Raw genomic sequence first — 14,673 nt, 5'->3', positions numbered from 1 at the left:
ACAGCTCTGAGAGCGCTCTCAGGCGGCTGTCGGACGCTTCCTGTTCCACCCCCACGATGCTGGAACAACAGAAGGGGCACTCCCTTGAGACATACGACGATGGTGCGGACCGGTCTCTCCGCACTGCTCATCATCGGCACCTGGGCGACCGCCGGCCTCACCCAGGCCTCCGCAGCGGACTCCGCTTCCTCGGCCGAACCTCAGGCGTCGGCCGGAATCATCACGGCCATGCAGCGCGACCTCGGGCTGACGAAAGGTCAGGCGGAGTCGCGGCTCACTGCGGAGAAGGCGGCCACGGCTCTGCAGGGAACGGCACGGAACGCCGCCGGGACGTCGTTCGGCGGCTCCTGGTTCGACGCGGACAGCGGCCGGCTGACCGTCGCCATCACGGACAGTGACAAGGTCGGCGCCGTCCGGGCCACGGGCGCCGACGTCCGGGTGGTCGGTCACACGGCGCGCGAGCTCGACGCGGTCAAGAACAAGCTGGACGCGCTGTCCGCACCCAGCGGCGTCAGCAGCTGGCACGTCGATCCCCGATCGAACAGCGTCGTGGTGAGCGTCGTCGCCTCCGAACAGGGTGACAACGATGTCCGGGCGTTCGTCGCGAAGGCGCGCAAGGCGGGCCCCGTCACGGTGAAGCAGACCGCCGAGGCCCCGCAGACCTTCGCCGCGGGAACGGTCGGCGGCGACCCGTACTACACCGGCAACGTCCGCTGCTCCATAGGCTTCTCGGTGCGCGGCGGCTTCGTCACGGCGGGCCACTGCGGCCAGGCGGGCGGAGCGGTCCGGGGCTGGGACAACTCCGCCATCGGCTCGTTCCAGGGCTCGTCCTTCCCCGACAACGACTACGCCTGGGTGAACGTGGGCAGCGGCTGGTGGACCGTGCCCGTGGTCCTGGGCTGGGGCACCGTGTCCGACCAACTGGTCCGCGGCTCCAACGAGGCCCCGATCGGCGCGTCCATCTGCCGCTCGGGTTCCACCACCCACTGGCACTGCGGCAACGTCCTCGCCAAGAACGAGACCGTGAACTACAGCCAGGGCGCCGTGCACCAGATGACCAAGACCAGTGTCTGCGCCGAACCGGGCGACTCCGGCGGCTCGTTCATCAGCGGCGACCAGGCGCAGGGTGTCACGTCCGGCGGCTGGGGCAACTGCAGCGGCGGTGGCGAGACCTGGCACCAGCCCATCAACGAGATCCTCAACCGCTACGGGCTGACCCTCCACACGGCCTGACGGTGAACCCCGCCGGCCCCGGGTCCGGCGGAACGCGACCGGTCTGCTGCGGCAGCAGGGTGGCCCCCTGCCGCAGCAGACCCATGCACTGCGGTGTAGGCCCAGGGTGGCCGGCCGCCCACCTGCGCCTCGGGGCCCGGACGGGGTTCGGCGTCGTCGTCCGGACATGGCCCACGGCCCCTACGTGGCACGTGGCTGACTCCCGTGCCGAGCGGGCGAGGGCGGCAGCGTTGCCGGTATGGGGGCGGCCACGTTACCGACGGCGAGCTTGAAGTCGGGGCAGTCGACGATCGGCTCGTGGTCGCATGCGGCCGCGTGGCGCAGGCTGTCACGAAGACGCGTGAGCCGGCCGACCTGCTCGTCGAGGGCGCGGGCCCTGGCGGCCATTCGGATGCGCAGGTCGGCGTCGGAGGGCCGCGCCACGAGGAAGCGGCCGATCTCGGCGATCGAGAGTCCGGCGCCGCGAGCGCAGGTGATCAGCGCCAACCGGTCCAGTACATCCGGCCGGTACGTACGGCGCAGGCCGTTGCGGCCCGCCGCGGCGATCAGTCCCTTCTTCTCGTAGAACCGCAGGGCGGAGGGCGCGAGCCCGGATCGCTGGGCGACTTCGGCGATGTCAAGCAACGCAACTTCCATCAAAGCTCCTTGACTTGAAGCGTGCTTCAAGTCGCAGTCTAGGCGATATGAAGATTCATCACTTGAACTGCGGCTCGGTCCGCACGATCGAAGCGACCTACGAGGGCCCGCAGCCCGCGCCCGCCGTCAACCACTGCCTGCTGGTGGAGACCGACGCCAACGGCCTGGTCCTGATCGAGACGGGGCTGGGCCTCGGTGACGTCCGGGACCCGGCGGGCACGCTCGGCGACGACTGGGTCGCCATGGCCCAGCCCGCGCTCGACGAGGCAGAGACGGCCGTCCGGCAGATCGCCCGGCTGGGTTACGCCCCGTCCGACGTCCGCCACATCATCGTCACCCACCTGGACGTGGACCACAGCGGCGGCCTCCCCGACTTCCCCGATGCCCACGTCCATCTGCTCGCCTCGGAACTGACCGCGGCGCGCGCCCAGTCGCCCAGCTTCCGCTACCGGCCGGCCCACTGGGCCCACGAACCTCGCTGGGTTCCCTACGGCCCCGATTCCGATGAGCAGTGGTACGGCTTCACCGCATTGCAGGCGAAGGGGCTGCCGCACGAGATCAAGCTCGTCCCACTCGGCGGTCACACCGAGGGACACACCGGCGTCGCCGTGCAGTACGGCGAACGCTGGCTTCTCCACTGCGGCGACGCCTACTACTACCACCGCGAACTGGGTGCCCAGAAGGAAGTGCACCCCGTGCTCGACACCGTTCAGACCCTTTCGCAGGTGGCGCCCGATCTGCGGCTGGGGACCCAGGCCCGTCTGCGTGAGCTGATCCGTGAGCACGGCGACCAGGTCGAGGTCTTCTCGGCGCATGACCCGTGGGAGTTCGCCCGCTACGTGGATGATGGTGGGCCGACGGCCCGAACGGTCCCGCTGTTTCCCGGGGCCACCGGGACCACATGACCGGGCTGCCCAGGAGCGGGTGATCGCCGGTGCGCATCGGCAGTCGTGCCGATCGGCAGCCCGGGCATCACCCGCGCCGCTCCTACTCCGTCACGGATGCCGAGACCTCGTGCTACTCGGCATCGCATTCGGACTGGGCCTGACGAGACAACGCGGCCATCCCGCCGAGGGGCGGAGAGCCGCCGGTGCGGGCACCCGGCCCGGCCACCAGCGGGGCCTCCGCCCGTACGCCAGCGCGGAACGCACCACCCGCAGGCGGACCCCGGCGTAGGCGTGCGTGTCCGGGCCGTCGCCGTGCGGCCGGCGCAGCGCGGGCCGGGCATGCCTGCCGTGCCCGGCCCCGGGGCGGGGAGCGCCTTGCCGTACAGGGCGCGTTGTACCGCGGCGTGCGCCGCGAGCACCCTGCGGTGCCGGCCGAGGCCCGGTGGCAGCATGAGGTGGGCCAGGCGCACGAGGCGCGGGTAGTGCTCGACGAGCGCCGCCTCGGCCTCCTTCACACCGGGGCGCGCGCCGGTACCGGGGATGCGAAGAGGTGGGGGATGGAGCGGCATGGGGGTGGGGGCCTCCCGAGCCGTGGGCAGAGAACCGTCACCCCGGCAAACGAGCCGATCGTGGGACGGTCGCATCGGCCCCGTCGCACACCCTCACCGTCAGGGAGAGCCCTCCGGGCCCTCGTCGCCCGAGCTCAGTTCCTCGGCCCGCAGGGCCAGATCCTGCAGCACGTCGGCAGAGGTCACGTCCTCCTGTCCGGAGTCGTGGATCTGGGCGAGCGCGATGAAGGCCAGCGTGAACGCTCCTACCAGCTGTTCGACGGCGCCGCCGACCTCGCGGCCCACCAGGGCGGCCATCTCCTCGACGGTGGCGTCGGAGGGGATGGCGATGTGCGGCATCGTCTCGTTGAGAAGGGTCGTCACCATGTTCTCGCCCGCGGCGGGGTCGCCACCGCCCGTCTCCTCATCGGCGTGGCGCTGCATCTCGCCCGCCTCCGTGAGGATGCCGATCACTCGCTTGAGGACTTCGCTCTGCTCCATACGGTGAGCATATGCGCCTGACCTCTCACGTCCGATCGCCCTCCGGTGGTGTGCCGAACGGCGGATGCCCCCCGGACACCGGCAGGTGGGGCTGCCGGACCGGGGGCCCGGGCCGTCGCCCGGGGAACGGGCTCAGGCCGCCTCGCGAGGCCTGTCGCCCGAGAGCTCGCGGATCAGCTCCGCATAGCGCCGCCCGCTGCTCTTGACGGGCGGCGCTGGGTCGCGTGGTCGACGTGGACCAGGCCGAAGCGCTTGTCGTAGCCGTAGGCCCACTCGAAGTTGTCCAGGAGCGACCAGGCGAAGTAGCCGGCCAGCGGTGCGCCCTTGTGTACCGCGCGGGCGCACGCGGGGAGGTGCTCCTCTAGATAGCGTGCGCTCCGGGTCGTGCACCGAGCCGTCGGGCCGGACGACGTCACGGTAGGCCGAGCCGTTCTCGGTGACGTAGATCCGGCGGGCGCCGTACTCCTCGGTGAGGCGCAGCAGCAACTGCTCAAGGCCCTCGGAGTGGACCTCCCAGTCCATGGCGGTCTCCCGGGCGCCGGGCAGTCGTACCTGCCGGGCGTGGGGGACCGGGCCGTGCGCGTCATCGGTGACGTTCTGGCGGAAGTAGTAGTTCAGCCCGATCCAGTCCAGCGGCGCCGCGCGGACGAGGCGACACAGATGACGAAGAAGGACTGGAGCAGGGCCTCACCGATCGGCGCGTCGAAGTCGACGGCGATCTTGTAGTTGTCCAGGCCCGTCCAGGGCGCCGCACCCCAGTTGTTGATGAAGAACTGGGTGAGCTGGCGAAAGCTCATCACGATGCCGAAGATCATCGGGATCAGATGGATGAGGAGTTCGAGCAGGACGGCCGGGAGGAGCAGGAGGTAGGGCAGTCCGCCGCGGCGGATCCGGTCGGGGATGCGCGGCATCCGGCGCCGCGCACCCCCGCTGCCCCGGCTCGTACCACTGGTCGACTTGTCGACTCCGGGGTCGGTGGTCACGGTGGCGGTCATGGACAGAGCCTCACTGCTGCATCGTCTGCTGGGCCTTTTCGAGGCGCGCCTTGACTGATTCGGTGGTGACGGGGGTGCCGGCCGCGGCGTCCGCGAACAGCTCCTTGACCGCGGTGCCCACGGCCGTCTCGAACTGCGACTCGTTCGGCACCCGGGGGAGCGGGGCGGCACTGGTGGCGAGGGTGTCGCGCAGGACCTTCAGCTCCGGGGCGGCGAAGGCGGGGTCCGACTGGGCGGCCTTGACCGGCGGGATCGAGCCGTAGGTCTTGCAGAGGATCTTCTGTTCCGCGTCGCTCCTCATGAACTTCACGAACTTCTTCGCGCCGTCGATGTTCTTGGTGTTCTTGAACACCGCCATGTTGATGCCGGCCACCATGGAGTTGGTCTGCTTGCCCGCGCCCGGCGCACCGGACGGCACGGGGACGGGGGTCGCACCCCAGTCCTCCGGCTTCATGCCCTGGGCGGCGAAGGTGGTGGCGGCGGCCTGCCACAGGATCATGGCCGTCCGGCCCTTGGCGAAGTCCGTCAACGACTGGTTCTGGGCGTACTCCGCGTTGCCCGGAGCGATGATCTTGTCCTTCGCCATGAAATCGACGTACTGCTTCACGGCGGCGACGGCGCCGTCCGAGGTGAAGTCCGCCTTGCCCTCCTTGTCGAAGAAGTCCGCGCCGTGCTGCTGCCCCAGGACGAACGTCTGGTGGATGTTGTTGGACAGGTTGGAACCCTCGGCGTCGAGGGTCCACTTGCCGTCCTTGGAGAGCTTCTTCCCGTCCTCGACGAGCTGGTCCCAGGTGGCCGGCGGCGTCGTGATGCCCGCGTCGGCGAACATCTTCTTGTTGTAGTAGAGGGCGTACGACAGGGAGTAGAGCGGCACCGCGGCGGGAGGCTCGCCCTCCTTGCCGGCGGAGGCGACCGCCGAGTCGATGAAGCGGTCCCGGCCGCCGATCGCCTCGAAGTTCTTGTCGTCCCAGGGGAGCAGGGCGCCGGTGGCCTGCAGCGACGCCGACCAGGTGTTGCCGATGTTCAGCACGTCCGGGCCCTGACCCGACGTGGTGGCGGCGAGGATGCGGTTCAGCAGGTCGGCCCAGGGGACGACCTCCAGCTTCACCTTGATCCCGGTCTCCTTCTCGAACTTCCTCAGCTCGGGAGTGAGGATCTTCTTGTCGGCCTCGATGTTCGGCCCCTGGTTGGACGCCCAGTACGTCAAGGTCTTCGGCGACTCGTTGCTGCCGCCGCCCGAAGTGGTCCCGCCTCCGCAGCCGGTGACTCCGGCGGCGACGGATATGGCGAGGGTGACGGCTGCTGCGGCTCTGAGGTGACGCATGAAAGGTGGCCCCTTTCCGGGGAGGGTGCGGTTCGGGATCCGAACGACCCTTCCGGTCTTAATTTAAGGTGTGATTTAAGAGGTGAAGAAAGTGCGCGTCAAGAGCCAGGGCCGGGGTATGTTGCCGGGGCGAAGGGAGCAACATGGCTGAGCGCAGCAGACGGACCGTGCGTGACCTGCGAAGGGGGAATCGGGCGCGGGTCTTGCAACGGTTGTATTTCGACGGCCCGCTGAGCCGTCAGGAGCTGGGGCCCGCGACCGGGCTCAGTTCGGGATCCATCAGCAACGTGGTCGCCGAGCTGGCCTCCGAAGGGCTCCTGGAGGAGGCGGGCATCGTCGACTCCGACGGCGGGCGCCCCCGCACCCTGCTGCGGACCGCCCCGGGCGGAGGACTGTTCGTGGGCATCGACATCGGGGAGACCCGGGTGCGCGTCGAGCTCTTCGATCTCTCACTGACGGAACTCGCCCGCACCGACCGCCTGCTGGCGCAGCACGGATACGACGTCGAGCGCATCGTCGGCCACGTCCGGTCGGGCGTGGCCGATGTCCTGCGCGACGCGGGCGCCGACCCCCGCATGCTGCTCGGCATCGGCGTCGGGGTGCCCGGGATCATCGAACGCGACGCCCCGGAGGCCGCGGGCGGCCCGGGAGCGGTCGTGCACGGTCAGACCATCGGATGGAGCGCCGTCCCCTTCGAGCGGCTGCTCCGTGAGGCCGTGAACGTGCCGCCCGAGGTGCCGTTCTTCATCGACAACGGCGCGAAGACGCTGGGGCAGGCCGAGATGTGGTTCGGCGGCGGCAGAGGCGCGGGCGCGGCCGCTGTCGCCCTGATCGGCTCCGGGGTGGGCGCGAGCGTCAACCGGGGTGACATCCTCGACGAGGACCTCTCGAACGCGGCCCTGGAGTGGGGCCACACCACGGTGCAGCTGCGCGGCCGCCGCTGCCGCTGCGGCTCCATAGGCTGCCTGGAGGCGTACGCCGGTGCGGAGGCCATGCGGGAGCGCTGGCAGGAGGCGGGCGGCCCGCTGCCCCCGGACGCCGACGACGAGACCGCCCTCGCCGCACTGCTGGCGGCCGCCTACCCGGGTCGCGGGGGCGCTGCCCCTGACCCGGTGGCGGTCTCGATCCTGGACGAGACGGCCGAGTGCCTCGGCGCCGCCCTGGCCGACCTGGTCAACCTCTTCCTGCCCGAACGCATCCTGCTCGGCGGGTGGGCGGGCCTGCTCATCGGCCCCCATCTGCTCCCGGAGATCCGCCGGTACGCCCAGGAGTACGCCCTCGAGCACGCGGTCGCCCGCACCACGATCGACCTGGGCCACCTGGGCCCGGACGCGGTCACGGTGGGCGCGGCGACCCTGCCCCTGTCCGACTTCCTGGCACGCGGCGGTACCCGTCCTGCGCCCCAGCCCCTCCGGGACGCCACACCGGCCCCGGACCGGGCGGCGACGGGCCGCCGCCGGACCGTGGCGGGCTGACCCGTGCCCCACTCCGCCGACGGGTCCCCTCCCGCCCGGCACGGCGGTGAGTCCGCCCGTGCGTTGAACCTCCGGGTGGCGGCCGAGTGCCGCCGCAGACGGTGCGGGCGCGCATCCGGTTCCTGCTGGAGACGCTCTTCGCGCTCGACCGCCGGCCTCGCTCCTGGCGGCCCGGCGGGCCGGGCACGGCGCCGTCCTGGACGCGTGGGGGGCGGACCTGCACCTGATGCGCCATCGCGTCCCGGAAGCCCGCGAGCCTCTCCTGTCCCGCGGGGACGTCCAGCGGCCCGCTGATGGTGGCGATCCGGCGGCAGCCGCGCGCCGGCATATTTCGGCGCTGCACTGCCGCAGATACGCCACCACCTCGTCCCGGGCCCGCGAAGTCTCGGCGAACATCAGCGCCGGGCGCATCCCGCGATAGAGCGCTCTCCCATGGTTGCGGGAGAGGTCGGACGGCGGGAGGGCCCCGGCCCTCGGGGTGGTGGCGCCGGGGTGCGCGGGCGGCGAGCGGCAACTGTTCACTTGTCACCGCCCTTTGTATGCCCATAAGTTGGCCGCTTGCGACGTGTCCTACTGCAGTGGGGGAGCCTGATCATGGCCGCGAACGGACGGCACCGCAGATACCAGCCCAGCCGGATCAACCGTGCCTCGCTCACGGTGACGGCGGGAGGCGCGGGAATCGCGCTCCCGCTCCTCACGGCTGCCTCGGCCGGGGCCGCCTCGACCGATGTGTGGGAGAAGGTCGCCGCCTGCGAGTCGACCGGCAACTGGCACATCAACACGGGTAACGGCTACTACGGGGGCCTCCAGTTCACCCGGTCCACCTGGGCGGCGTACGGGGGCAGCGCCTACGCCGAGCGGGCCGATCTGGCGACCAAGGACCAGCAGATAGCCGTCGCCGAGAAGGTGCTCGGAGGGCAGGGGCCGGGAGCCTGGCCGACGTGTTCCGTACGGGCCGGCCTGAAGCAGGGCGGCGACGCACCCGACATCGTCCCGCAGTCGCAGCGCCAGATCGCAGTCGAGTCGGCCGGGCAGGACGGAGCGCAGGAGTCCGGCCCCGCGAAGAAGGCCGCCGACACCGCGGCGAAGGCGTCGCCCACCGCCGTGCCCGGTCAGCGCGAGTCGTACACCGTCGCGCGCGGTGACTCCCTCTCCGGCATCGCGTCCGCCGAGCGGGTCCAGGGCGGCTGGCAGCGGCTGTACGCGGCCAACCGCACCGTGGTGGGCGCCGATCCCGACCTCATCCTCCCCGGGCAGCGGCTGAGCCTCGACGTGGCAGGGGCGCCCCCGGCAGCCGCACCGAAGCAGAATGCGGCTCCGGAGCAGCAGAAGACCGCCCCGAAGCAGCAGACGGCCCCCAAGGCCGCAGAGAAGGCGGCGCCCCGGGCCGCCGCCCCCAAGGCCACGGAGAAGGCCCGGCCCAAGCCGGCGGCGAAGCCCGCGGCCCAGCCCGAGAAGAAGGCGTCCAAGCCACGGTCCGCCCTCACCGCCCCCGTGTCCGCCCGCACCGGAACGCCGTACCGCCAGGCCGGTTCATGGTCCAGTGGCTACCACACGGGCGTCGACTTCCCGGTGTCCACCGGCACCTCCGTGAAGGCCGTAGCCTCCGGGAAGGTCGTCTCGGCCGGCTGGGCAGGCGCGTACGGCTACGAGATCGTCATCCGGCACAGCGACGGCAAGTACAGCCAGTACGCCCACCTCTCCTCGCTCCACGTGCGCGAGGGCCAGCAGGTCGGCAGCGGCCAGCGGATCGCCCGATCGGGATCCACCGGCAACAGCACCGGCCCGCACCTGCACTTCGAGATCCGCACCGGCCCCGGCTACGGATCCGACATCGACCCCCTGGCCTACCTCAGGGCCGGCGGCGTCAGCGTCTGAACGGTCCCCGTCCGGCTCTCTAAGTCACCTCGGCGAGCAGAGCCGGCGGCCGGCCGGCCGCCGAACTCCACGCGCCCGCCGCCGTGGTCCAACGGCAGTGTCAGCGGGAGGGAGAGCGCCGTCGGGGCCGGGAAAGGGTCCGGCAGTACCGCCGCCCCCTGCGTAGTCGCGGGCTTCGCCGGTTCCGGCAGCACGACCGTATGAGGCACGTCCGGGGCGTCGCCGCCTTCCGGCGTACGCTCCCCGGACTCCTCCCGATCCGCCGTACGCCGCTCAGCTCCCACCCGCTCCGTGGTCAGCAGCACCAGACCCGCCGCCGCCAGCGCACCGCAGCCGAGGGCGAGCAGGGTGCCCGTCATGCCGTAACGGAACTGCTCCCCGAACATCGTGATGCCCACGGCGGCCGCCACGACCGGGTTGACCACGGTGACCGTCGCCAGCGGCGCCGTCAGCCCGGCACCCCGGTACGCGGCCTGGGAGAGCAGCAGCCCCGCGGCTGCGAGCCCCGCGATCGCCAGCAGCGTCGGCAGCCCGGACGTCACCGAGCCGGAGGTCCACTCCACGGCCACGGTCTTGGTGAACACCGACGCCATGCCGAAGGCGACACCGGCCCCGACGGCCAGCACCACGCTGCGCAGCATCGGCCGGTGCAGCCCCTTGGCGAGGACCAGGAGGACCACCACGGCACCGGACGTCCCGGCCGCGAGCATCAGCTGCTCAGACCCGGCCAGCGTGTGGGACCCGGCGCTCCCCGTGAGGGCCAGGAGGCCGGCGAGACCGACCGTGGCCATCAGGGCGCCGCGCCAGGCCGTCCGTCCCGCCCTGCGGTGGACGAAGACCGCCGCCATCGGCAGCGCGAACACGATCGTCAGGGCGCCGAGGGGCTGTACGAGGCTGAGCGGCCCGTACGCCAGGGCCACGACGTGCAGCACCGCTCCCACACCGTTGAGCGCCACAGCCACCCACCAGGTGCCGTTGCGCAGGGGTGCGTACGAGCGGCTGCCACCGGCCGCGGCCACGCGCTCCTGGACGATCGCCCCGGCCGCGTAGGCGACCGCGGAGACCAGTGACAGCAGCACGGAAAGCGCGAGGGAACTCATGTACACCACGATGTCCCGTCGGAGCCGCCGCGTCGTCGTTCCTGAGGCGGCGATTCGGCGTACTGCTCCGGTAGTACGTCCATCCCTCCAGGGTCCTCCTCCTGACGGTAGTCCTGCTTGCCCGAGGGCTCAGAAGTTCACCGGGGAGGTGACGCCATGCTTTCGTACCACCGCACCGTGTGTCCGGAACGCGCCGAATCTTCCGTCGTTGCCGGACCGGGGGCCGTGTCGTCGTCGAGCCCGCTCAGGTGCTGAGCATGAACTCGGCACGGATGCGTTTGCCGACGGGCACCCGCTCCGCCGTGACCCGGTCGCAGAGTGCGACCACGATCTCCATGCCATGACCGCCGAGACGGGCCGGGTCGGGGGAGTAGAGCACCGGGAGCGCCGTGCTGCTGTCGTACACCGTGACGCTGATGCGCCGCGCGTCGCCCTCCAGCTCCAGCAGATACGGACCGTGGCTGTAGCGGTCCGCGTTGGTGATGAGCTCGCTGACCGCCAGCATCAGATCACTGCGGGTGTGCTCACCGAGGACCGCGAGCCACTCCGCCACGAGCCGTGCCAGGAAACGGTCGGCGAGCGCCCGGGCCTGCGCGATGCACCCGGGTTCGCCGTCGAACACCTCGGCGGTGAGCAGAACCTCCGTGGACGGTGACCCCTGGAAGGGGTCGTCCGGCCGTGAGGTGGCCTGTTCGTTCATGTGCTCCAGCCAAGGCGCCGCAGGGGAGGTCGTGGACCTCTTCTCGCCGTTCGTCTACCCGCGTCGAGAGATCCCACTCCGGGAGATCCCTGCAGATCTTACGCGCGCCGGGGCAGCCGGACCACGCTCACGAAGAAGTCGTCGATCTGGCGTACCGCCCCGATGAACTGCTCCAGGTCGACCGGCTTGGTGACATAGGCGTTCGCATGCAGTTTGTAGCTGCGGAGGATGTCCTCCTCGGCCGAGGACGTGGTGAGGACCACGACCGGGATCAGCGCCAGTTCCGGGTCGGTCTTGATCTGCTCGAGCACCTGCCGGCCGTCGTACTTGGGCAGATTCAGGTCGAGAAGGACCAGGTCCGGGCGCGGGGCGTCACTGTGCTCACCCTGACGGTAGAGGAAGTCCAGCGCCTCCTGTCCGTCGCGGACCACATGGAGGGTGTTGCGGATCTTGTTGTCCTCGAACGCCTCACGGGTCATCAGTTCATCACCCGGGTCGTCCTCGACGAGGAGGACTTCGATGGGCTTGTCGGCGTCGTTCACAGCGGGTCTCCCGACCGGGGGGTGAGCGGGGCGGGGGCGAGCAGCTCCGCCGTGGTGTGCGTGGGTGCCTCAGGCAGGACGGGCAGGGTGAAGTGGATCAGTGTGCCCTCGGCGGGCTCCGGGTCCAGCCAGATCCGGCCACCGTGGAATTCGATGATCTTGCGGCAGAGGGAGAGCCCGATGCCGGTCCCCTCGTACTCGTCGCGGGCGTGCAGCCGCTGGAAGATGACGAACACCTTGTCCGCGAATTCCGGCGGGATGCCGATGCCGTTGTCCGCGACCGTCAGATGCCAGTCGTCGCCCTCCCGGACACACGTGACCGTGATTCGGCACGGCACGTCCCGCCGACGGAACTTGACCGCGTTCCCGACGAGGTTCTGCCACACCATGGTGAGCGAGGTCGGGTCACCCAGCAGCTCCGGCAGCGGGTTCTCGCGTTCGAGGACGGCTCCGGACTCCTCGACGGCCAGGGTGAGATTGGACAGGGCCCGGTCCAGGGCCGCGTCGAGGTCCACGGGCTTCCAGCTCTGCTGCACCCGGCCCACCCGGGAGAAGGTCAGCAGGTCGTTGATGAGCACCTGCATCCGCTTGGCCCCGTCGACTGCGAAGTCGATGTACTGCCGGCCGCGTTCGTCCAGCTCCGAGCTGTACCGCTTCTCCAGCAGCTGGCAGAAGGAGGCCACCTTCCGCAGCGGTTCCTGGAGGTCGTGCGAAGCCACGTAGGCGAACTGTTCCAGTTCGGAATTGGACCGGCGCAGCTCCGTGGTCTGCTCGTCCAGCAGGGTCTCCCGCTCCTTGGACTCGGCCAGATCGGCGGCCAGGCGCCGACGCATCTCCTCGGCCGCCGCGGCCACCGCCCTGACGTCCGACGGGCCGCGGACCTCGATCCTGCCGGTGAAGGCGCCTGACCGTACCTTGTCCGACGCGGCGGTCAGCTCGGCCAGGGGCCGGCCGACCACGCGGCGCAACAGCATGCTCAGCGACACGACGGCCAGCACGAAGCCGATCACCAGGGCGATGAGCACCCGGTCGCGGGTGGTGCGCGCGTCACCCAGCTCGGCGCGGGCCGTGTCACGCGCGTCGTCCAGGTGGCTCTGCTGGGTGGCGTACAGACCGCGCAAGGCGTCGAACTCCGCCTTGCTCCGCAGGATCGGTGCCGAGGACTCACCGGCGGGCCCGTTCGCCCGCACCGCTGCGATCAGCGGCTCCGCCCGAACGGTCCGCCACTGCTGGGCGGCCCGCTCGAGCCGGTTCAGGTCCTCGGCGTACGGCTGTTCGTCCCCCATGAGCGAGCGCACCCGGGCCAGCCGCTCCCGCTCGGCCCGCACGCCCGTCTCGTAGGGGTCCAGGAAGGAGGCGTCCCCGGTGAGCGCGAAGCCGCGCACCCCGGTCTCCTGGTCGAGGAGCGAGTTCTGCAGCTGGAACGACGCGGAGCGGGCGGGCTGGATGCGGTCCACCAGATCGGTGGTCCGGTCGGAGATGCGGGAGAGGACGAGCCCGCCCACGACGAGGCAACCGCAGACCACCAGCACGAAGCCGGCCAGGATCAGATGGACCCAGTTCTGCACCGACAGCCGGGATATCGGGCCGGTCGTGCCGGCCCCTGGTTCCTCCGAGCTCATGCGTCCGCCTTCCAGCCCAGGTGCAGGACGGCGACGTCGTCGGCCAGCCCGCCGTACGGAGACGCGCCTTCGGTCGCCTCGGCGACCAGCGCGTCGACGAAGGCGCGGGGTTCGAGCGCGCCGTACTTGCCGGCCATGGCCAGCAGCCCGTCCTCGCCCAGCCGGGACTTGGGCCCCGTGCGTCCTTCGAACAGGCCGTCGGTGAACAGGACGAGCTCGCTGCCGGGGGCGAGCTCGAGCTCCGTGATCGTCCAGCGGCCCGCACCGGGCAGCAGCCCGAGGGCCATGCCCGGGTCGGGCTCCACCCAGGAGACCTCCGTGCCGCTCCGCATCAGCAGCCCGGGATGCCCGGCGCGCGCGATGTACACCCTGTCCCGGCTCGGCGGGAACACGAGCGAGGTCAGGGTGGCGAACACATGGGGATCGGATCGCTCGGCGACGAGTATCCCTTCCAGCAGACCGATCTTCTCCGGCTGCGAGACACCGGTCAGCACCGCGGTACGCCAGGCGACCCGCAGACAGACCCCCAGGGCGGCCTCCGCGGCACCGTGCCCCGAGACATCGCCGATCACCGCGTGCACCACGCCGTCCGCGGTCTGCACCACGTCGTAGAAGTCGCCGCTCAGCAGCCCGTGGGCGCGCCCCGCCTCGTAACGGGCGGCGACCTGGAAGCTGTCGTCCAGCAGCAGCGGGATGGGCAGCAGCGCGCGCTCCAGCCGGGCGTTCTCCTGGGCGATCAGACGGCTGGTCCGCATCGCTGCCGCCGAGCGCTCGGCGTGCTTGCGCTGGAGGGCGTAACGGACCGCGCGGCCCAGCATCTCGGGATCGATCCGGCCCTTGACGAGATAATCCTGGGCGCCCTGCGCCACCGCGGAGAGGCCCGTGTCCGACTCGTCCAGGCCCGTCAGCACGATGACCGCCGCGTCAGGGGCGGACTCGACGAGCTGACGGACGGCGTCGAGGCCGTTCACATCGGGCAGGTGCAGATCCAGCAGGACACAGACCGACGTACGGCAGTCCAGCAGGAACCGCCGCGCCTCGGCCAGCGTCTTGCACCACGTGAGCGGGGCCTCCAGCTCGCTGTCGGTGAGCATCTCCTCGACCAGGAGCGCGTCCCCGGAGTCGTCCTCGACCAGGAGCAGGACACCGTCGACGTCCCAGACGGACGTGTCGGCACCGGCCGGTGCGCTGTGCTGCTGCGGGATCACATCAGGCTGATGCACGCGCGCAGA

The 14,673-nt window shown here is 71.0% G+C and carries 12 protein-coding genes and 3 pseudogenes; 4 read left to right on the top strand and 11 right to left on the bottom strand.

Annotation, left to right across the window (positions count from 1 at the left end; genetic code table 11):
• The first annotated feature begins 99 nt into the window (after positions 1-99).
• On the top strand, positions 100-1,233 hold the full coding sequence (locus ACIBCU_RS23890) for a S1 family peptidase (protein WP_399233927.1): 1,134 nt from the start codon (positions 100-102) through the stop codon (positions 1,231-1,233).
• Positions 1,234-1,413: 180 nt separating this feature from the next.
• On the opposite strand, the gene ACIBCU_RS23885 is transcribed toward ACIBCU_RS23890, so the two are convergent.
• Positions 1,414-1,869, bottom strand: a complete 456-nt coding sequence (locus tag ACIBCU_RS23885) for a MerR family transcriptional regulator (protein WP_362939667.1) — start codon at positions 1,867-1,869, stop codon at positions 1,414-1,416.
• A 47-nt stretch (positions 1,870-1,916) separates the two neighbouring features.
• Here ACIBCU_RS23885 and ACIBCU_RS23880 point away from each other — a divergent pair, with 47 nt between their 5' ends.
• Positions 1,917-2,774: an MBL fold metallo-hydrolase gene (locus tag ACIBCU_RS23880; protein WP_362939664.1), complete on the top strand. Its 858-nt coding sequence runs from the start codon at positions 1,917-1,919 to the stop codon at positions 2,772-2,774.
• Between the two features lie 650 nt (positions 2,775-3,424).
• Here ACIBCU_RS23880 and ACIBCU_RS23875 read toward each other — a convergent pair.
• From ACIBCU_RS23875 to ACIBCU_RS23860, 4 genes and pseudogenes are all read right to left on the bottom strand, one after another.
• Positions 3,425-3,805, bottom strand: coding sequence for a hypothetical protein (locus ACIBCU_RS23875; protein ID WP_362939662.1), 381 nt, complete (start codon positions 3,803-3,805; stop codon positions 3,425-3,427).
• A gap of 132 nt (positions 3,806-3,937) precedes the next feature.
• Positions 3,938-4,447: pseudogene (locus ACIBCU_RS23870) on the bottom strand (family 1 glycosylhydrolase); the annotation flags it as partial.
• 11 nt (positions 4,448-4,458) lie between these two features.
• Positions 4,459-4,800 (bottom strand): annotated as a pseudogene (locus ACIBCU_RS23865) (sugar ABC transporter permease); the annotation flags it as partial.
• Positions 4,801-4,810: 10 nt separating this feature from the next.
• Positions 4,811-6,124, bottom strand: coding sequence for an ABC transporter substrate-binding protein (locus ACIBCU_RS23860; protein WP_399233747.1), 1,314 nt, complete (start codon positions 6,122-6,124; stop codon positions 4,811-4,813).
• 143 nt (positions 6,125-6,267) lie between these two features.
• Between ACIBCU_RS23860 and ACIBCU_RS23855 the strand changes: the two genes are divergently transcribed.
• A complete protein-coding gene (locus tag ACIBCU_RS23855; protein WP_362939657.1) occupies positions 6,268-7,599 on the top strand; it encodes an ROK family transcriptional regulator in 1,332 nt (443 codons plus the stop codon).
• 229 nt (positions 7,600-7,828) lie between these two features.
• Here ACIBCU_RS23855 and ACIBCU_RS23850 read toward each other — a convergent pair.
• Positions 7,829-8,016: pseudogene (locus ACIBCU_RS23850) on the bottom strand (LacI family transcriptional regulator); the annotation flags it as partial.
• Between the two features lie 177 nt (positions 8,017-8,193).
• Between ACIBCU_RS23850 and ACIBCU_RS23845 the strand changes: the two are divergent.
• A complete protein-coding gene (locus tag ACIBCU_RS23845; RefSeq protein ID WP_399233744.1) occupies positions 8,194-9,477 on the top strand; it encodes a transglycosylase family protein in 1,284 nt (427 codons plus the stop codon).
• Here the strand turns inward: ACIBCU_RS23845 and ACIBCU_RS23840 are convergent.
• The 5 genes from ACIBCU_RS23840 to ACIBCU_RS23820 form a co-directional block, all read right to left on the bottom strand.
• Positions 9,447-10,577, bottom strand: a complete 1,131-nt coding sequence (locus ACIBCU_RS23840; RefSeq protein ID WP_362939652.1) for a DMT family transporter — start codon at positions 10,575-10,577, stop codon at positions 9,447-9,449. The genes ACIBCU_RS23845 and ACIBCU_RS23840 overlap by 31 nt on opposite strands.
• A 244-nt stretch (positions 10,578-10,821) precedes the next feature.
• Positions 10,822-11,277 carry an ATP-binding protein gene (locus ACIBCU_RS23835; RefSeq protein WP_356714606.1) on the bottom strand — a complete coding sequence of 152 codons (456 nt, stop codon included), beginning with the start codon at positions 11,275-11,277 and terminating at the stop codon, positions 10,822-10,824.
• Between the two features lie 98 nt (positions 11,278-11,375).
• The gene (locus ACIBCU_RS23830; protein WP_362939650.1) at positions 11,376-11,819 is read right to left on the bottom strand and encodes a response regulator; all 444 of its coding nucleotides are present in this window, start codon (positions 11,817-11,819) and stop codon (positions 11,376-11,378) included.
• Positions 11,816-13,441: an ATP-binding protein gene (locus ACIBCU_RS23825; protein ID WP_399233740.1), complete on the bottom strand. Its 1,626-nt coding sequence runs from the start codon at positions 13,439-13,441 to the stop codon at positions 11,816-11,818. Before ACIBCU_RS23825 ends, ACIBCU_RS23830 begins: the two co-directional genes overlap by 4 nt.
• Entirely contained in the window at positions 13,438-14,646 is a 1,209-nt protein-coding gene (locus ACIBCU_RS23820; RefSeq protein ID WP_399233925.1) for a PP2C family protein-serine/threonine phosphatase, read from the bottom strand. Before ACIBCU_RS23820 ends, ACIBCU_RS23825 begins: the two co-directional genes overlap by 4 nt.
• Positions 14,647-14,673: the final 27 nt, after the last annotated feature.

It is taken from the genome of Streptomyces sp. NPDC051064 (genome assembly GCF_044455985.1).
GTDB lineage: Bacteria > Actinomycetota > Actinomycetes > Streptomycetales > Streptomycetaceae > Streptomyces.
Note: the sequence above shows the minus strand (reverse complement) of the source record. Positions and strands in the feature narration are given on the sequence as shown.